The organism is Methylophaga sp. UBA3613 (assembly GCF_002375415.1).
In the GTDB taxonomy this organism is placed as follows: domain Bacteria; phylum Pseudomonadota; class Gammaproteobacteria; order Nitrosococcales; family Methylophagaceae; genus Methylophaga.
Genome location: NZ_DFLS01000007.1, coordinates 1 through 18,221 on the forward strand (window position 1 = coordinate 1; position 18,221 = coordinate 18,221).

The 18,221-nt window shown below is 46.6% G+C and carries 16 protein-coding genes; 3 read left to right on the forward strand and 13 right to left on the reverse strand.

Annotated features, from left to right (window positions below; translation table 11 throughout):
- The first annotated feature begins 150 nt into the window (after nt 1–150).
- Nucleotides 151–1,287 (forward strand): PepSY-associated TM helix domain-containing protein, encoded by a 1,137-nt coding sequence (locus tag B3S93_RS08660; protein WP_292402812.1) that lies wholly within the window; start codon nt 151–153, stop codon nt 1,285–1,287.
- Nucleotides 1,288–1,295: 8 nt separating this feature from the next.
- Here the strand turns inward: B3S93_RS08660 and B3S93_RS08665 are convergent, their stop codons facing one another.
- The 5 genes from B3S93_RS08665 to B3S93_RS08685 all read right to left on the reverse strand — a co-directional run bounded on the left by B3S93_RS08665 (nt 1,296) and on the right by B3S93_RS08685 (nt 5,207).
- Nucleotides 1,296–2,030, reverse strand: a complete 735-nt coding sequence (locus B3S93_RS08665; protein WP_292402810.1) for a cytochrome b/b6 domain-containing protein — start codon at nt 2,028–2,030, stop codon at nt 1,296–1,298.
- Nucleotides 2,031–2,115: 85 nt separating this feature from the next.
- Entirely contained in the window at nt 2,116–2,547 is a 432-nt protein-coding gene (locus B3S93_RS08670; RefSeq protein WP_292358323.1) for a bacteriohemerythrin, read from the reverse strand.
- 1 nt (nt 2,548) lies between these two features.
- On the reverse strand, nt 2,549–3,382 hold the full coding sequence (locus B3S93_RS08675; RefSeq protein ID WP_292358325.1) for a thymidylate synthase: 834 nt from the start codon (nt 3,380–3,382) through the stop codon (nt 2,549–2,551).
- Nucleotides 3,383–3,500: 118 nt separating this feature from the next.
- A complete protein-coding gene (locus B3S93_RS08680) occupies nt 3,501–4,439 on the reverse strand; it encodes a sigma 54-interacting transcriptional regulator (protein WP_292402807.1) in 939 nt (312 codons plus the stop codon).
- A gap of 15 nt (nt 4,440–4,454) precedes the next feature.
- A complete protein-coding gene (locus B3S93_RS08685) occupies nt 4,455–5,207 on the reverse strand; it encodes a sulfite exporter TauE/SafE family protein (RefSeq protein ID WP_292402805.1) in 753 nt (250 codons plus the stop codon).
- A 145-nt stretch (nt 5,208–5,352) separates the two neighbouring features.
- Here B3S93_RS08685 and B3S93_RS08690 point away from each other — a divergent pair, with 145 nt between their 5' ends.
- Both B3S93_RS08690 and B3S93_RS08695 read left to right on the forward strand, forming a co-directional pair.
- A complete protein-coding gene (locus tag B3S93_RS08690; protein WP_292402802.1) occupies nt 5,353–7,401 on the forward strand; it encodes a TonB-dependent receptor in 2,049 nt (682 codons plus the stop codon).
- A gap of 25 nt (nt 7,402–7,426) precedes the next feature.
- Nucleotides 7,427–7,828: a c-type cytochrome gene (locus B3S93_RS08695; RefSeq protein WP_292402799.1), complete on the forward strand. Its 402-nt coding sequence runs from the start codon at nt 7,427–7,429 to the stop codon at nt 7,826–7,828.
- Nucleotides 7,829–7,904: 76 nt separating this feature from the next.
- Here the strand turns inward: B3S93_RS08695 and B3S93_RS08700 are convergent, their stop codons facing one another.
- The 8 genes from B3S93_RS08700 to phoR form a co-directional block, all read right to left on the reverse strand.
- Nucleotides 7,905–8,435: a hypothetical protein gene (locus B3S93_RS08700; protein ID WP_292402796.1), complete on the reverse strand. Its 531-nt coding sequence runs from the start codon at nt 8,433–8,435 to the stop codon at nt 7,905–7,907.
- A gap of 54 nt (nt 8,436–8,489) precedes the next feature.
- Nucleotides 8,490–9,995, reverse strand: coding sequence for an exopolyphosphatase (gene ppx / locus B3S93_RS08705; protein ID WP_292358336.1), 1,506 nt, complete (start codon nt 9,993–9,995; stop codon nt 8,490–8,492).
- A 134-nt stretch (nt 9,996–10,129) separates the two neighbouring features.
- Nucleotides 10,130–10,846, reverse strand: a complete 717-nt coding sequence (gene phoU, locus B3S93_RS08710) for a phosphate signaling complex protein PhoU (protein WP_292358337.1) — start codon at nt 10,844–10,846, stop codon at nt 10,130–10,132.
- A gap of 23 nt (nt 10,847–10,869) precedes the next feature.
- Nucleotides 10,870–11,712: a phosphate ABC transporter ATP-binding protein PstB gene (gene pstB, locus B3S93_RS08715; RefSeq protein WP_292358339.1), complete on the reverse strand. Its 843-nt coding sequence runs from the start codon at nt 11,710–11,712 to the stop codon at nt 10,870–10,872.
- The gene (pstA, locus tag B3S93_RS08720; protein WP_292402793.1) at nt 11,712–13,379 is read right to left on the reverse strand and encodes a phosphate ABC transporter permease PstA; all 1,668 of its coding nucleotides are present in this window, start codon (nt 13,377–13,379) and stop codon (nt 11,712–11,714) included. Before pstA ends, pstB begins: the two co-directional genes overlap by 1 nt.
- 12 nt (nt 13,380–13,391) lie before the next feature.
- Nucleotides 13,392–15,668, reverse strand: a complete 2,277-nt coding sequence (locus tag B3S93_RS08725) for an ABC transporter permease subunit (protein ID WP_292402790.1) — start codon at nt 15,666–15,668, stop codon at nt 13,392–13,394.
- 155 nt (nt 15,669–15,823) lie between these two features.
- The gene (locus B3S93_RS08730; RefSeq protein ID WP_292358344.1) at nt 15,824–16,780 is read right to left on the reverse strand and encodes a PstS family phosphate ABC transporter substrate-binding protein; all 957 of its coding nucleotides are present in this window, start codon (nt 16,778–16,780) and stop codon (nt 15,824–15,826) included.
- A gap of 141 nt (nt 16,781–16,921) precedes the next feature.
- The gene (gene phoR, locus B3S93_RS08735) at nt 16,922–18,211 is read right to left on the reverse strand and encodes a phosphate regulon sensor histidine kinase PhoR (RefSeq protein WP_292358346.1); all 1,290 of its coding nucleotides are present in this window, start codon (nt 18,209–18,211) and stop codon (nt 16,922–16,924) included.
- Nucleotides 18,212–18,221: the final 10 nt, after the last annotated feature.

The window sequence follows — 18,221 nt, forward strand, 5'->3', positions numbered from 1 at the left end:
AGGCGCTCCTCGTGCCTTGATTGACACTTTTTCAGCTCACAACAGAGGCGGAGATGAAAGATCAACAAGCCCTAGCCCATAACTTTTTTCGTTGATTCGCTGTCGATATTCGGCAGCGAATCAGCTACGTCATTCGGATAAAAGCCCACCATGAAAAACGCCCGCCGACTCTGGCTGAGCATTCATTTATATCTCGGTTTAAGTATCGGTGCTGTGCTGGTATTACTGGGGTTGACTGGCAGTATTCTGGTGTTTTATCTGGACATCGATCAAATCTTCAATTCGCAAATGGAACCCACCAGCGTTCCTTACGAAATGCCGGCCCAACAGGAAATTTTGGATGCTCTGCAACAGGCACATCCCACTCGAACCGATCCGTGGCGTATTGAACAGCCAATGCATACAGACTGGCCAATTATGGCGCGTTATTACACACCAGTTGAGTCCAATGGAAAAAACTTTGCGCCGTTAATGCTGACCGTGGATCCCGTCACATTGGAAGTCACCAGCTCCCGTTTGTGGGGGGATTATGCAATGACCTGGATTTACGATTTGCATTACAGTCTGCTGCTGGAAAAACCCGGCAAAATCATTATCGGCATTATCGGGCTGATTTCTTTGATCTCGTTTATTTCGGGGATTTGGCTTTGGTGGCCGGGTTGGGTTGGCTTGAAACACGCATTAAAACCGCAGCTTCGCTCTGGCAAAGCTCGACTCAATTACGATCTGCATGTGTTGTCGGGTAGTTATGGGTTAGTATTTTTGCTGATTTTAAGTCTGACCGGTGCAGCACTCGCCTTACCTGATGAGACGGCCATATTGGTGAAGCCTTTTTCACAGTTAACCAGTGCACCGAAGATTGCCTTAGACCATGGCGAAAGTGCAGATCTAATTACGGCGGATCAGGCTGTTGAGATTGCCAAAAACCGGTTTCCTGACGCGGAATTACGTTGGGTTGAAACACCGGGTTTGAATAACCAAAAAGCCTGGCGCATTGCGTTTTACCAAGAAGGAGAACCCAGTCGACGTTTTCCACGAACTCAGGTGTGGATTGATCCAATTAGTGGAGAGATTTTAGGGCTTCGTGATACTAAAAAAGACACTGGTGGCGATGTATTAATGCACTGGTTACATCCATTGCATAACGGTGAAGTGTTTGGCATGACCGGCCGGATTCTGGTGTTTATTGCTGGCCTTTTACCGCTGATATTATTTGTGACCGGTTTGATCCGTTGGTCACAAAAGCGCCGGGCCCGGCGACTGGTGAACAGTCGCCATAAGGCTTAACGATTTAGTTAATCCGCATCAAAGGGTTTTTCTTTAAAGACTTTCTCACCGGTAATCATCGCTGAGGTCAGGCCATTACGTCTGCGTTTTTCTTCCACGATAACCGCGGCGATATGAATCACGATCGACAACATCAATAGATAAAACAGATAGGTATGCAGCGTGCGAAAAGGTTTCCGAAAATCGCGCATTTCCTGGTAGGCGATGGGGTCGACACCCTGTTTTTCATAGGGCTGAACAATCGCGATAGCCGCTTCATCCTCCGCGACCCAGGCTTTCATTTGAGAACCAAATGGGGCCATGTATAAGTCAGTACTTGCTAACATCAGGCCGGTGATGCCTTGGCCTATCATCAACAGAAACATCACTAAAATGCTCCAGCGACCTAATGGATTGTGCCCGAGAAAATGCACATTTTGTCCAATTTTACGACCTTTCATATAAGCCTGGAATTGCGCTTTATACACTTTGCCAAACGGTAAAAAGGCTTTCCAACGGGCGAAACGGTTACCCAAAAAAGCCCAGACAAATCGGGCCAGTAAGTTGATCACAAACACATAACCCACCCAGATATGAGTGGCTTTAAGTAGGATTTTGCCATCATCAGTAACGCCCAAATCCTTACTGAACATCAACACTAAACCAATTGCCAGTAATCCCAGAATCGCCAGCACATTTATCCAGTGAAATAAACGAACGCCTCCATCCCATACCGGATAAGCTTTTAAGGTTGATTGTGCCATTATTATGTTCCTTACATTTATCAATTTACCCGTAGCTTAAGCTTGTTTACTTAAATTAATATTAACTACGTTAAAGTGTACTAAATCAGCTTGTACGACAGTAATCACCTTCCCATTTCTGTAAAAATGGCGTGATTTTTTTATGAAGCTTCAGATGGTTCTGCCACCAGTCTTTGAGAAATAGCAGCAATATCTGCGGTTCGTTATCTCTCAAGCCCAGACGGCATTGAATATCAAACTCATCCATTATTTTTGCTTCATCCAGCCGATATTGCTTCAGCAGAGGGCTTTCCAAGGCGTGCAAAATACCTTCTTCAGTTTTGAAATGAAAATTCAGATAGCTTTTCAATACATTGACGGTAGGCATCAGATCTCGCAACCCATAGCCCTGCTGAATAAAATAATGCAGTGAATTGATTATCGCCACCGCTCCACGATGCTGTTCATCAATGATCGGCTCGCCTTGCTGAAACGCATCCTGCCAGACGATATAGAGTGGTTTTGTCAGTTTTTCCATCTCAGACCGCTATGGGCGCTTTAATATGGGGCTGAGCCACATAATCAACTATTTCAAAATCCTCAAAACGGTAATCCAGAATAGAGGCAGGTTTTCGATGAATTTTCAGCTTTGGCAATGGGCCGGGAGTCCTTTGTAACTGCGTTTCAACCTGATCGAAGTGATTGCTGTAGATATGTGCATCGCCAATACTCAGCACAATTTCGCCGACATCCAGATCGCATTGCTGAGCCAGCATATGCGTTAGAAAGGCTAATGAAGCCGTGTTATAGGGATTGCCAAGAAACAAATCGTTGGAGCGGATATACAGCGACGCGCTGAGTTTGCCGTTGGCGACATAAAACTGGTAAAGAACATGGCATGGTGGCAACGCCATTCGGCCTGCTGCGGCATTTTCCCAGGGCTTTTGTTTTTCGTCCGGTAACAGGGCGACATTCCAGCCGTTGATAATATGCCGACGGCTATCGGGGTTACTTTTCAGCCCCTCGACTAATGCCAGAATCTGATCATAGGTTTTACCATCAGCACCTTGCCAGTTACGCCATTGTGCGCCATATACTGGCCCAAGTTCACCCTCTGGAGTGGCCCATTCATCCCAAATCGAGACGCCGTTCTCTTTGAGATAACGAATATTGGTTTCGCCACTGAGAAACCACAGAAGTTCGTGCAGAATGCTGCGAATATGCAGTTTTTTTGTGGTCAGTAACGGAAAACCTTCCGCCAAATCATAACGCACCTGCCGACCAAATACTGAGCGGGTTCCGGTACCGGTTCGGTCACCTTTGTCAGTTCCGTTTTCCATCACATCGCGAAGTAAATCGAGATATTGTTTCATGCTTGATTACTCGTTTATTGCCGTGCCGCTACTGTAAACCATAAGCGCTTTTTTCGCACTGACTGCGGGTTAGTTTGTCGGATCAAAACCCTTTTTAAAAACATTCAACCTCTAAAGTTTATTTTGCGTCGTCTGAGAGGCCATATTTTTGCATGCGATATAGCAAGGTATCGCGTGTAATGCCTAATAGTCTTGCGGCTTTGGAGCGGTTACCAGCGGCCATTTCCAATGCCTGTTCAATCAAATCAAGTTCAATTTGTGCCAAATCAATTCCGGTTGGTGGAATAGAGAACTGCTGAGGCGTGACGGCGGAATTTTGCAGCATTTCCGGGGGCAAATCGGTGAGTTGCAGCATGCTTCCCGGTTGTAACAAACTGAGGCGCTGGCAGAAGTTCGATAATTCACGCACATTACCGGGCCAATTATATCGCTGCAATTGTTGAATCACTTCTTTGGAAAACCGCAACGGTGCATTGTTGCCCGCAAATTGTTTGGCGAAATGGGTTAATAACAATGGAATATCTTCACTGCGATGATTCAACGGTGGTAATTCCAGCGGCACAACCTGCAGACGATAATAGAGATCTGCGCGGAACCGCCCGGCTTTGACTTCGGCAGGTAAATCCACACTGGTTGCGGCCAGAATACGTGCATCAATAAGATGCAGCTTATGACTGCCGGCCAGCTGGCATTCACCAGCTTCGAGAAATCGCAGTACTTTTGCCTGCACCGTTAATGGCAAAGCATCAACTTCATCGAGAAACACTGAACTGCCCTGCGCCGCCAATAAGCGCCCCGGTTCTATCACCTCACCATCCGCATTGGCCCGGCCAAATAAATCCACTTCGGCATCGTGCACCGGTAATGCGGCACAATTAATAGTAACCATCGGTTTATCAGCACGGCGACTTAACTGGTGCAATCGTTGTGCGACCAGCTCTTTACCGGTTCCGGTCGCACCACATATCAATACGCTGGCATCACTTAATGCAATCATTGGCAATACACGCTGAATATGCGTGATTTGCGGAGAGTGGCCGATCATTTCTGTCGTCATGTGGGCATGCTCACCTTAATGCTGATGTCCGTCAGACGAATCATCTGTTACTGAATCAGTGACCGGATTCAACTCCATCGTCCCATGATGATGTTCGCCCTGTGGCCAGAGTAAAACCAATAGCGCCATCAGAATAATCATGGCACCGGCCAGTTTGCGAAACAGTTGATTACGCGCCAATGACGCCAGCATGCCAGCAAACATACCTGCCCCCATCACCGCCGGTAAAGTACCTAATCCAAACGCCAGCATCACTGATGCGGCATACACAACATCACCCGTAGTGGCAGCAACGGCAAGCCCGGCGTAAACCAGACCACACGGCAACCAGCCCCAAACCGCACCTAATAAAAAGGCTTGTTTCAGACTGCGAACAGGTAACAGTTTCTGACCAATGGGTTGCAGCTTGCGCCAGATGGGCGCGCCGATTTTCTCCGCATGGGCAAATTTGGGAAACCAGCCAGCCAGATACAGGCCCATGCCAATCATCACCAAAACCGACAGATAACGTAAAAAGGGCAAACCATTGATTTGCGCCAGAGGAGAGGCAAGTAGACCGACCAGTCCACCCGCAATGGAATAACTCAGGATACGACCGATATTATAGTTCAAAACAAATGGCAGCATTTTGCGTGGCTGCTCGCGAATATGGGCGGGCAAGGTCAATGTTAATGCGCCAATCACCGAACCACACATGGCAATGCAATGCGCCGAACTGAACAAGCCCAGCAGAAAAGCAGTAACTAAAGAAGTTGTGAGCGCATCCATTTATATGGCCTGAAAATCATCTTGCGGACAGATTAACATTTTAACCCTGTAATAATTGTGTGATTTGCCATAGTGATTCTGCAAATAACCCATTTCCCATCCATTAGCCTTTTCTAAAATAGTTTTAAACAGCTTGGAGAGGATTATGTTCAAAAAAACAATTTTAGTCTCATCGTTATTGCTGGCGTTAAATCAGCCAGCGATGGCAGAGCATTTCAGCTTACCGGAAATGTCGGTTCAAGGTACTGCCGGAGAAGGCACTCCTTTGGAATTACCTGCTCATGCTGAGGCCAGTAGTGACAGTGCTGAATGGCTGAAGAAACTGCCGGGGGCCAACGTAAATCGCAATGGACCGCTGACCAGTATCGCACAATATCGTGGTTTATTTGGTGACCGGGTAAATACGCTGGTTGATGGCGTACGCATTAGTCAGGCGGGGCCAAACAGTATGGATTCGCCACTCAGCTATATTGCTGCATCACAACTCGACAATCTCACTTTGTACCGTGGGATTGCGCCGGTAAGCTCCGGTATTGAAACCATTGGCAGCACCATTCAGGCCAGTAAAAAACAGATTAGTTTTACCAACAGTGATGAAGTTGAATTTCATGGTCAGGCGACTTCGGGCTATGCGCACAATAATGATAGTTACCAATTAGGTTTTCTGGGTGGATTGGTAAACCAGAATCATCGTCTTCAATTAGGCTTAACCCGCGACAAAGGCGATGATCAACGCTTTGATGGCGGTAAGATTCTACCCAGTCAACATGAACGTGACAGTTTTGCTCTGGGCTATGGCTATCAAACGGATGAATTGGAAATGTCATTGGATGCAGAACACCATGATACTGGCAACACCGGGACGCCTGCATTGCCAATGGACATTCTGTTTGCCCGCGGTGAGCGTTATAAAGCCGAAATCAGTCAGCAATTAACCAATGGTGGTCTCGTCTCCGCCCGGTTGAATTATCAGGATGCCGATCATCTGATGAATAACTTCAGTCTGCGACAGGCGCCGGTCAGTCCGATGCAATACAGGCAAACCTATGCCGATGTAATCTCCCACGGCTATCAATTGCATTATCAGCAAGATGACTGGATGTTTGGTTTTGATGCCGATAATGCTACGCATAATGCCACTATCTTTAACCCCAATAACCCGGCTTTTCTGGTCGAGAATTTCAATAATATAGAGCGCGATCGCTATAGCCTTTTTGCCGAGTGGGATGGTCAGTTGAATGATGCCTGGCTTATGCAGACCGGTGTGCGTTACAGCCTGGTCGATATGGATGCTGATGCTGTGACAGCGAATGGCCCAATGGGCGCCATGCTGGCCTTACAGCAACGCTTTAATGATGCGGATCGTGACCAGACTGAACATCTTGTGGATCTGGCATTTAACCTGACCCGTAAATTATCCAGTGATCTGGATTTACAAATGGGTGTGGCCCGCAAACAGCGTGCGCCTAGTTATCAAGAACGTTATTTGTGGGGACCGTTTCAATCCACATCGGGTCTGGCAGATGGCAACAATTATCTGGGTGATATTAATCTGGATCCAGAAACAGCTTATCAATTTGAACTGGGGCTGGACTGGCATCAGCCCGATTTTGCGTTGTCACCACGAATTTTTTACCACCATATCAATGATTATATTCAAGGTGTCGCTGCCACCGATCCGCTGGCGATTGCCGCCAGCACCATGATGGGTGATAGCACACCATTGCAGTTCAGCAACGTGGATGCTCAGCTTTATGGTGTGGATACCAGTTGGTTTGCCGCCTTGAATGATCACTTGCAGCTGGATGGAACAATAAGCTATGTTCGTGGTGAACGCCGTGATACCAGCGATAACCTCTATCGTATTGCACCATTAACGGCCCGCACACAGCTCAGCTACGTTGAACTTGATTGGCAGCTTGGGGTGGAACTGGTCAATGTCGCCGCCCAATCAAAAGTGTCAGCAGAAAATGAGGAAGCTAAAACCAGTGGTTACAGTTTAATTAATCTCACCGGCGAATACCGGTTTACCCAGCAACTTACTGTTTATGCTGGGGTGAATAATGTTTTTGATCGTCGATATGACGATCATTTGGGGGGCTATAACCGGGTAGTCAATCCGGATATTGCCATTGGTGATCGCATACCGGGAGTAGGCCGAAATGCTTACGTCACACTGTCGATGTCCTGGTAATCGGTTGTTTCTAAGGAGAATCACGATGCAAAACGTTAAAAAACACAGCTTTTTTATTCTGATGGCAGGTGTGTTAGCTTTCAGCTCGCTTAGCTTTGCCGAAGATAAACCGTATACCGTCACGGATGGACAGTTCTTGGATAGTGAAACCTATAATGGTTATAAGCTCTACCGCAACTGGTGCGCCCGCTGTCACGGCACAGTTGGACAAGGAATGGTAGGGCCAAATCTGGCGGATAGTTTAAACGTCATCACCAAGGAGGAATTCATTGCCACGGTAACCCATGGCAAGATGGGACAGATCGGCATGATGCCAGCTTGGGAAAGTAACCCAAAAGTGATGGAAGGCATGGATCAAATTTATGCCTACCTTAAAGCCCGTGCTGATGGTGCCATCGGCGAAGTCAAGCCCAAAAAAGCCAAATAGGCTCACTCCATCGGCTCTTGCTAAGGCTAGGGTCTGTTGAACTTTCAGACCCTAGACCTAGAGCCAGTCACAAGGATTAGTGCAGTTGGAAAGTAGCCTGGCGACGCTGGCCATCATCGGTAACAAACCGGAATTTCAGTGTCGCTGCAGAGCGCAATTGCTGAGCATTAAGCGCGACATCGCTTAACAGAAAATCAACGGTTTCAGCCCGGCGGTCTGCCATGATCGAAGTAAACACATCACGTTGTCTGACCTGTTGAAAACCCTTCGGCAAAGGCTGAGGGTCAACCTTTGTCAGTAAATCACTGGCGGATCCTGAAAAATCATAAAACACGGTTTGCTCTGCTTTAGCTGGTGACCCACAGCTGAGGTTTCCATGTTCAAGTGAGATGGGCGTTTGATCATCAATTTGCAGCAGAATCAGTTCATTATGGGCAAAACTGGCCGTGTGTCTGTCGCTGATGATTAACGTGCCCCAGTGCTTGCCATCCGGAGTTTGACTGATGGTAAAGTGATCTCCTGTCTCGCTCTGATAACGCATTTCTTCAGCATAAAGCGGTGACACCAACATCACAGCTGACACCATTATCGATAGAGATTTCCACATAACCCTGCCCTCACTTGTAAATAATTGACTGTTGCTGTGAGGCGAAATTCCATTTTAATCCCGAATTTTCAGACGGATATCAATTTCCTTGAGTTCCTGCCTTTCCTGCAATAGATCGGCTTCGGTCAATGGATGTTCTTCCAACCAGCCAGAAGGCAGGGTCAATATTAACGTATTACGATGCAGACTAAGGCCAACATGGGTATCGGTTTTTTCACTACGCCCACGATTGAATACTAGTGATAAACGTAACAGAATCGTTAATCGCAACGTAGCCTGCTGCATATCATCCGATAACTGCTTGATATGTTTACGTGGAAAACTCCGTCGCTGGCCTCGTACCATCGCTGCGAGTGCCTGCTGTTCTTCTCTGGAAAAACCCGGTAAATCTGAGTGCGCTACTAAATAAGACGAATGTTTATGATATTGATAATGCGAAATTTCCAGTCCAACTTCATGGAGTTTGGCCGCCCATTGCAAACGGTGTAACTGTTCTTCGGTATTAATTTGCCACTCAGCAGCCACTTGCTCATATAATTCGGTGGCCATTTTACTGACGCGCTCGGCATGGGCTTCATCTACATGGTAACGTCGTGCCAGGGAGTTTACGGTGCGATCACGTTCATCGTCATGTTGAATACGACCTTGCAGATCGTAAAGCAAACCTTCACGTAATGCTCCATCCGAGACGATCATGCGATCAATTTTTAACCGATCAAATGAGGCTTTCAAAACCGCGACACCACCGGCCAGCACATTGGCCCTTTCAGGACTCAAACCTTCCAGTTGAAACTTATCCTGATGACCTGCTTCCACCATGTGAGCAATGATTTTATCCAGCGCTTCATTCGTGATAACGCCGTTTTCACTCCAATTCTGCGCCGTGACAATACTGGCCACAGTGCGAATGGTTCCAGAAGCACCTACCGCCTCGACCCAGCCAAGGTTTTGATAAGGCCGTTGAATAGAACGTAATTTGATTGCTGCAGTGAGTAACGCCGCCTGCATACGTAATTGACTGACGTTGCCATCATTGAAAAACCGTTGACTGAAACTGACACAGCCCATTTCCAGACTTTCGCGGCGTAGCCCTTCCAGGCCCTCGCCAATGATAAATTCGGTACTGCCCCCACCAATATCCATGACCAGGCGACGGGTGTTATCAAACGCCAGTGAGCGGGAAACGCCCATGTAAATCAGTCGGGCTTCTTCTTCACCAGTGACGATCTCAATAGGATGCCCCAAGGCCTGACGGGCTTTGCGAAGAAATTCACGACTGTTTTCAGCGATGCGTAAGGTATTGGTTCCGACGACCCTCACCTTGCCTGCCGGTAAATGGCGAATACGCTCACCAAATCGCTCCAAACAGGCAATGGCACGTGTCTGGGCCTCCTCAGAGAGGACATTCTGCTTATTCAACCCGGCACGCAACTGCACCATTTCACGCAGTCGATCCATGATCTGGAAATGTCCATCCCTCAGGCGGGCAATAATCATATGAAAGCTGTTAGAACCAAGATCTACAGCGGCAAGTACATCATAATCTTCGGGTGTTTCCATAAACTCAGCTTGCTTATACGAAGGTGATGGCATTTTGCCTGACTAAGACCATCGATGCTATGAACTTTGCGTTTTATACTCAAAAAAAAGCCCGCTTCCATAATGGAAACGGGCCTAAGTCGCACCGAGAGAAATTATTCGCCGCCTTTAATTACTTTTTCCATTTTTTCGACGGATAAATGTCTGACATCCTTGCCTTCGACCAGATAGATAATATGTTCAGAAACATTACGTGAATGATCGCCAATCCGTTCCAGCGAACGCGCTGACCACATCATGTCGATCACTCTGCTGATAGTACGGGGATCTTCCATCATATATGTCATCAACTGACGCATAATGCTTTCGTATTCAGCATCAACCTGACGATCTTCATGTGCTACCTGCAAGGCAGCATCCACATCAAATCGCGCAAAGGCATCCAGAGTGTTATGCAACATACCTGACACATGCTGACCCAAGGCGTGCAGTTCACGGTAATTCTTTTTCGGCCGATCTTTTTCAGCCAGATTTAGTGCCATTCTGGCAATGCGTGCTGCTTCATCGCCAATGCGTTCCAGATCGGTAATGGTTTTCAGAATACCGGTCACCAGACGTAAGTCACTGGCGGTGGGCTGGCGCAGTGCAATAATCTGAATACATTCTTCATCAATGCTGACATCCAGTTTATTAACGTCTTCATCGCCACTGATTACCTGACGAGCCAGATCGGCATCCCCCGTAATCAAAGCTTCCATTGCCTCCGAAACCTGTTTTTCGACCATACCACCCATGGCTAAAACGCGGCTGCGGATATCTTGAAGCTCTTTTTCGAACTGTTGCGAAATATGTTGTGATTGATTTGTAGCCATAAAGGATCTCCTGAACCTGCAGCCTAGCCGTAACGGCCAGTAATATAGTCTTCCGTTTGTTTTTTGCCAGGATTGGTAAATAACTCATCCGTGGCACCAAATTCGATTAATTCACCCATATACATAAACGCTGTGTAATCCGAGACTCTCGCCGCCTGTTGCATGTTATGTGTGACGATGACGATGGTGTATTTTTCTTTCAGCTCGTAAATCAGTTCTTCGATTTTAAGCGTAGATAAAGGATCCAGAGCTGAGGCCGGTTCATCCAGCAATAATACTTCCGGTTCAATAGCAATGGCACGGGCAATCACCAGTCTTTGCTGTTGACCGCCGGACAGCCCCATTGCTGAGGATTGCAATCGATCCTTTACTTCATCCCACAATGCAGCGCCTTTCAGCGATTTTTCCACGACCTTATCCAGCGTCTGGCGATCGTTCACACCTTGTAAACGCAGGCCATAGGCAACATTTTCATAAATTGTTTTTGGAAATGGATTCGGCTTCTGGAATACCATGCCAACTTTACGACGCAAATCAGATACATTGACTGCCGGCGAGTTCAGTTCTTCGCCATCCAGCAGTAATTGTCCCTGAATATTGACGTTATCAATCAAATCATTCATTCGATTGAAACATCTAAGGAAAGTTGATTTACCGCACCCACTTGGACCAATAAAAGCCGTTACTCTATGACGCGGAATGGTCAGGTTGATATCTTTTAATGCCTGAGCGTCGCCATAAAACAGATTGAAATTTTTAATTTCAATACAGGCAGTTTCATCAGCCATATTCAGTTTCGGGCCACGATTCATTGATTCGATATCAATACCACGCGCCGCGTTTTTTTGTTGATTGACTGCTTCCATTAGTTATCACTCGCTTTAAAGTTTTCACGCAGACGATTACGGATACTAATCGCCGTTAAATTCAACACTACAATTATCAGCAACAACAGAAATGCTGTGGCATATACCAGTGGACGCGCTGCTTCAACATTCGGGCTCTGAAAACCCACGTCGTAAATATGGAAGCCCAGATGCATAAACTGACGATCCAAATGCAGATAAGGCGCAACAGAATCTACCGCTAACGCTGGCGCCAGTTTCACCACACCCACCATCATCAACGGAGCAACCTCACCCGCTGCTCGGGCGACCGCCAGGATTAACCCCGTCATCATAGCCGGAGCCGCCATTGGAATAACTGTACGCCATAAGGTTTCTGCTTTAGTGGCGCCCAAAGCAAGACTGCCTTCACGCATCGCTCGTGGAATACGTGACAGACCTTCTTCGGTTGCCACGATAACCACCGGCACGGTGAGAATAGCCAGGGTTAACGACGCCCACATCAAACCGGGTTGACCAAAGGTTGGGGAAGGTAATTTTGCCTGGAAGAATATCTCATCAATATTGCCACCAAGGAAATAGACAAAGAACCCCAGACCAAATACACCGTATACGATTGACGGAACACCGGCCAGGTTATTGACCGCGATACGAATCGTTCTGGTTATAACCCCCTGTTTTGCATACTCTTTCAGATAAATTGCGGCAATGACACCAAAGGGCGTGACGATCACAGACATAATCAATACCATCATCACGGTGCCAAAAATGGCCGGGAAAATCCCGCCTTCAGTATTGGCTTCGCGTGGCTCGCCGGAAATAAACTTCCACACTTCATGAAAATAGTGCTGCAGTTTTTCGAAACGATTCATGTCGTTCGGCTTCACAACATCGACGATTTTCGCCATCGGAATGACCACTTCATCGCCATTGGACATTTGCATGACCACCTGATCACGTATCAAAGCCTGGCTTAACTCGCTGAGACGGATTTGTAATTTTGCGTATTTTTCATTTTGTACCGCTCTTGCAGCTTCAATCTCAGCATAGGCAGCATTATCTTCAGGTACGTTATCCAGCTCCAGACGCCGCTCATCCAGACGCAAAGATTCAAGTGCCTGATTTATTTTGCCGATTTCGATCTTTTCAATATATTTGATTTCAGCAACCAGGTTATTGCTTCGGTCCAGCCTTTGCTGAAATTCTGGCCAGGCCTGTTCACCATCGGCTACCGTTTCGCCCTGTTGCTGCACGGACAGCAGATAACCATAGAAATGCCCCCATTCACGACGTTCAATAGACAGGATATCTTCCGGGTAGCTGACCTCCCCCATCCAGTCTTTGTTGATCCAGCGAAAATCCAGGCCGAACTGGTCGCGATTACCGATTTTCAGCAGGTAACGCTCAACACTAATCTGACCTTCTTTTAGCTGGTAATCAGAAGGCACTCTTTCGGCAGGGACCACTTCATGATCAACTCTTTCACCGATTAAAACCGTCGGCTCCAAACCAGGCTCGTTATATTCCACTGACATAATATCTGCTGGCCAGAAATGACTCAGGCCACGAACCGCTATCAATAAGACCAGACCAATAACCGCGATCAGACTGATGGAAACCGCACCGGCATTCAGCCAGACCCACGGACTACCACTTTGATACCAGGATTTAAATGTTGAATTAGACATGCTGATCTCTGTTTAAAGGCTGCTATATTTCTTACGCAGACGCTGGCGAACCAACTCTGCAAGGGTGTTAAACACAAAGGTCGCTGAGAACAGTACCAGCGCTGCAAGGAACAGCACACGATAATGGGTACTGTTGACTGCTGCTTCAGGCATTTCTACCGCGATATTGGCTGATAAGGCTCTGAATCCCTCAAAAATATTGAAGTCCATAATTGGCGTATTACCGGTCGCCATCAATACAATCATCGTTTCACCTACCGCACGCCCAAGACCGATCATAACGGCCGAGAAAATCGCCGGACTGGCGGTAAGTAACACCACTTTTGTTAAGGTTTGCCAAGGTGTTGCACCCAAAGCTAGTGATCCGATGGTCAATTGTTTGGGCACACTGAAAATGGCATCTTCGGTAATCGAAAAAATGGTCGGGATAACAGCAAAGCCCATTACCATACCAACGACTAACGAGTTACGCTGGTCATACCCGATACCGGTTGATTCCAGCCAACCTGGCATATCACCATCAAATAACAGTTTTTCCAATGGCAGACTTAATTTCATCGAAACAATACCGACCAAAATAACGACTGGAATTAAAATCGCCGCCTCCCAACCATCTGGAATTCGCTGGCGCAATGATTTAGGTAATTTGGTCCATAGCCAGGCTGTGAGCAACACCATAATGGGAGTGAGGATCAGAATACTAAAAACACCAGGCAGGTTGTTTTCCACCAGCGGGGCCAACCATAAACCTGCCAGAAACCCTAGAATAACGGTTGGTAAAGCTTCCATGATTTCAATGGTCGGTTTCACCAGATTACGCATTCGCGGTGACATGAAGTAGGCGGTAAAAATCGCTCCCATAATGGCCAGCGGTACTGCGACCATCATGGCGTAAAATGCCGCTTTAATGGTGCCGAAGGTTAATGGGGTAAGACTGAGTTTCGGTTCAAAGTCACTGCTGGAAGACGAAGACTGCCAAAGATACTCAGGTTCGCTACGACTTTCATACCAGACTTTTTCCCATAAAGAATGCCAGGAAACTTCAGGGTGTTCATTTTCAATTTCATGAAACTGCGTTTCACCATCCCTTGCAACCGTTATCAGACCATTTGCCCGGGGTGACAGGGCCATTTTGGCATTGGCGTCGGCCAGAATGTTCTCCACCAACAGATTTCTCTCTGCTGTGGTGTGATAAATACCGATATCACCGGTATCATCCAACGCAACAAAGCCTTTACGAGCTTGTTCAGCCAGGATGCTACGGATGGGTGCTGTCTGTTCAGAGAAGCTTCTGACCCGCTCAATGGTGTAATTATTGTCAGCATCACGCACAGGAAACCACTGGTCAATCTGGCCGTCACTGCGTCCTATTAATATTGAAATACCGCCCGTCAGAAATTCTGCTGCCGTAATTTCAACATCCTCAGGTACTGCGCTGACCCGCTGCAGCATTCTGACATCGTCTATATTCTGTACATCGTAATAGGCAATATCACCATCATTGTGAATGACATATAACTCACGCTGATCGATATCTAGCCGAATCATCGACACCGGAGCATTACTATCCAAAGGGATTTCGCGGTTTTCGCTGTCCAATGTAAAGTCGGTTTCATCAAGAAAGTTCACATCCTTGGTAATCCGCGACATAACCAGTCGATTATCAGCAGTGAGTGCCACCAAGGTGGTGAGATCATCATAACTTTGAACCGTCAGCATCTGCAGCGGCTGTCCCTGTGGATCGACTTCGACCAGTTCTTCACCAATGGGATACCGGATCTCTGGTGTAATCAGTCGCTGTGTTCCCTGCGGATAACTGATTTTGTAGGCTTCCTGAAAGACTATCGCCTGACCATTATCCAGCCCATAAGCAAACACACCGGTTGAGGCACTACCTGCTGAGAAACTGCTGATGGAACTTTCAGCTGGAATGGGTAAATCAAAAGTGGCTATTTCATTGCCATTATGCGCATTAAAAAAACGTAAATTAGCTTTTTCATCCAGCGATAACGCCACTTCATTATATTCATCCAGGGTCAGATGAACATTATTGATTGGCTCTTGTTCAAATTGTTGTTCGGTTCGCAGATCTGCGCTATTGAAGAGTGGTATGACCACATATAGCAGATAAAAGAAGATCAGCACGATGGCGACAATCACCATAATGCCACCACCTGTTACAACGACCCGGGCTAATTTATCTTTAAACTCGCGCCAATTTCGCCGACGACGGGCCGTTTTTGAATTTGCAGCAGCTATAACGCTGTTTTCAATAGTTTGCTCAGCCATAATCTGATTTGGTTTCCGTTTAAGAAATACGCACGCAACATGGTGATTGCTTAATTTTAATACTGCTAATCAATCTGCAGGCAAATTGATTAACGCTATTAGATAAAAAAACCCCGCACATCTTGCAATGTGCGGGGTAATTTTAATTTGCAATATTACTTCAGCATTTCCATATATTTTGCTGCAGTTTTAGCTGGCAATGGAACATAACCATCTTTAACAACAACTTCCTGACCCACTTTAGAAAGAATCATTTTCATGAATTCACGGTCAAGTGGTGACATTGGTTTGTTAGGTGCTTTGTTCACATAAACCCACAGGAAACGTGACATTGGATAAGAACCATCAGCAGCATTTTCACCACTTGCTTCAATGAAAGGTTGACCCGCTTCTTTCGCCAACGGAACCAGTTTTACGCCTGATGTTTTGTAACCAATACCGGAATAGCCCAGACCATTGGTTGATTTAGTCACACCTTGAACAACTGAAGCTGAACCTGGTTGCTCATTTACAGTGTTTTTGTAGTCACCTTTGCACAAAGCGTTATCTTTAAAGTAACCGTAAGTACCTGATACTGAGTTACGACCATATAACTGGATTGAACCCAGACCTTCAACACCTAATTGTGACCAGTCAGTGATATCTTCTGGATAACCACACTTACGTGTTGCTGAGAAAGCAGCATCAACTTGAGGGATAGTCATGCCTTCAATTGGGTTGTCTTTGTGCACATAAACAGCCAGAGCATCGATAGCAACAGGGATAGCTGTTGGTTTGTAACCGTATTTGTTTTCAAATTCTTTGATTTCGCTGTCTTTCATCTCACGGCTCATCGGCCCAACGTTTGATGTACCTTCAGTTAACGCAGGAGGCGCAGTTGAAGAACCAGCCGCTTGAATCTGGATGCTGACATTAGGATATTCACGTTTGAACTCTTCTGCCCACAAGGTCATCAAGTTAGCTAATGTGTCAGAACCGACGCTTGATAAGCTACCTGAAACACCGCTTGTTTTTTCATATTCTGGCAGGTTTGGATCGACGTCTGCAAAGCTGGCAGCGGAAAACGTCATTGCCAAAGCGGCGCCGTATAAAGCAAATTTTTTCTTGAACATGAGTCATTAACTCCTTGGGTTAAAAATAAGTTCCAACGCTTACCGCGTTGAGCACCCGAGCAGTATCGCGATTAACTGTGACAAGGATATGAAAGAAATATGACAATACTGTGACATGACCGAAAACAGTAGTCAGTAAGGCTAAATGTCTATTTTATCCATCACATTTTTGGCGGGAAAACAGCATTTAAAACTTGAACCTTCACCAATAGCACTCTGAATCAACAGTTCAGCTTTGTGTCGTTGCAACACATGCTTGACGATGGCCAGCCCAAGTCCTGTACCACCGGTTTCCCTGGCACGACCACTATCAACACGGTAAAAGCGTTCTGTTAAGCGGTCGAGATGATGCTGGGCAATACCTTCACCGGTATCTTTTACCTCAATAACAGCAAACTCACCCTCGATATCCCATCTGACATCGATCTGGGTTTCTGCTGGGGTATATTTGACTGCATTAAAGACCAGATTGGAGATTGCGCTGCGTAGTTCATCAGCATCTGCCATTAGCCATTTTTCACTCAAACAATGCAGGTTGATCTGATGTTGATGAAAATGTTCCAGTCGTTTGGCATCCTCCACCACGCTATGCAATAACTTGCAGATATCCGTAGGTCGGTGTTGCAACGGCTTTTCACCGGTTTCCAGTTGAGATAATGCCAGCAGATCCTTGATCATAAGATGCATTCGTTGGCTTTGTTGCTGCATTACCGGTAAAGCCTGTTGCCAGAGCTCCTGATCACTTTCCGTGGTCAAGGTTTCCAGATACCCCCGTAAAACCGTCAATGGTGTACGCAATTCATGCGATACATTGGCCACAAAATCACGCCGCATACGCTGCAGTTTCTGTGTCTGGGTGATATCTCTGGCGATCAGCAACCTGTCCTTGCTTGCATACCGAACGACTTTGAATTCAAGCTGAATGCGATCATTCATCGGTGAAACGGCTATAACCGATTCCTCGGCGTCACCATCAAGTTCCAGTAATTTTTGGAATGCCGGGTCGCGAACCAGATTATTGACTCTGACGCCATTGTCATGCGGCCAGTTGATTCCCAATAACGTCATGGCTGAGGTATTGGCCCAACTGACTTGACCAAACTCGCCCATTACCACCACCGCATCAGGTAAAGCCGCAGTGGCCGATTGGAAACGTTTTAAATAACCGGTGAGCTTTTTTTTACGACTGCTGTTTTGTGCGCGCATCTGTTCGATCTGCCGACACACGTCATTAATAACCCCTTCGGCTTGCGGAGAACTGTTTTTCTTAGGTTTATCCAGCCATGCCTGCAACTGGTTCCATTTACTCTGCATCCAGAAAATGTAAATAAGTGCAGCGACAAACAGAAAAGCCATCATATGACCAACGACCAGTCCCACAAAACCGGCCAGACTGAGCACGGTCAGTAAACGCCAATAATCCCATTGCATCAGACGATCC

Bases quoted from the DNA above. Each gene is read 5' to 3' on its own strand.
- B3S93_RS08665 (WP_292402810.1), bottom strand. From the start codon at position 2,030: ATGGCACAATCAACCTTAAAAGCTTATCCGGTATGGGATGGAGGCGTT.
- B3S93_RS08685 (WP_292402805.1), bottom strand. From the start codon at position 5,207: ATGGATGCGCTCACAACTTCTTTAGTTACTGCTTTTCTGCTGGGCTTG.
- phoR (WP_292358346.1), bottom strand. From the start codon at position 18,211: ATGCAATGGGATTATTGGCGTTTACTGACCGTGCTCAGTCTGGCCGGT.
- pstB (WP_292358339.1), bottom strand. From the start codon at position 11,712: ATGGAAGCAGTCAATCAACAAAAAAACGCGGCGCGTGGTATTGATATC.
- B3S93_RS08680 (WP_292402807.1), bottom strand. From the start codon at position 4,439: ATGACGACAGAAATGATCGGCCACTCTCCGCAAATCACGCATATTCAG.
- B3S93_RS08670 (WP_292358323.1), bottom strand. From the start codon at position 2,547: ATGGAAAAACTGACAAAACCACTCTATATCGTCTGGCAGGATGCGTTT.
- B3S93_RS08700 (WP_292402796.1), bottom strand. From the start codon at position 8,435: ATGTGGAAATCTCTATCGATAATGGTGTCAGCTGTGATGTTGGTGTCA.
- phoU (WP_292358337.1), bottom strand. From the start codon at position 10,846: ATGGCTACAAATCAATCACAACATATTTCGCAACAGTTCGAAAAAGAG.
- B3S93_RS08690 (WP_292402802.1), top strand. From the start codon at position 5,353: ATGTTCAAAAAAACAATTTTAGTCTCATCGTTATTGCTGGCGTTAAAT.
- B3S93_RS08660 (WP_292402812.1), top strand. From the start codon at position 151: ATGAAAAACGCCCGCCGACTCTGGCTGAGCATTCATTTATATCTCGGT.
- pstA (WP_292402793.1), bottom strand. From the start codon at position 13,379: ATGTCTAATTCAACATTTAAATCCTGGTATCAAAGTGGTAGTCCGTGG.
- B3S93_RS08730 (WP_292358344.1), bottom strand. From the start codon at position 16,780: ATGTTCAAGAAAAAATTTGCTTTATACGGCGCCGCTTTGGCAATGACG.
- B3S93_RS08695 (WP_292402799.1), top strand. From the start codon at position 7,427: ATGCAAAACGTTAAAAAACACAGCTTTTTTATTCTGATGGCAGGTGTG.
- B3S93_RS08725 (WP_292402790.1), bottom strand. From the start codon at position 15,668: ATGGCTGAGCAAACTATTGAAAACAGCGTTATAGCTGCTGCAAATTCA.
- B3S93_RS08675 (WP_292358325.1), bottom strand. From the start codon at position 3,382: ATGAAACAATATCTCGATTTACTTCGCGATGTGATGGAAAACGGAACT.
- ppx (WP_292358336.1), bottom strand. From the start codon at position 9,995: ATGGAAACACCCGAAGATTATGATGTACTTGCCGCTGTAGATCTTGGT.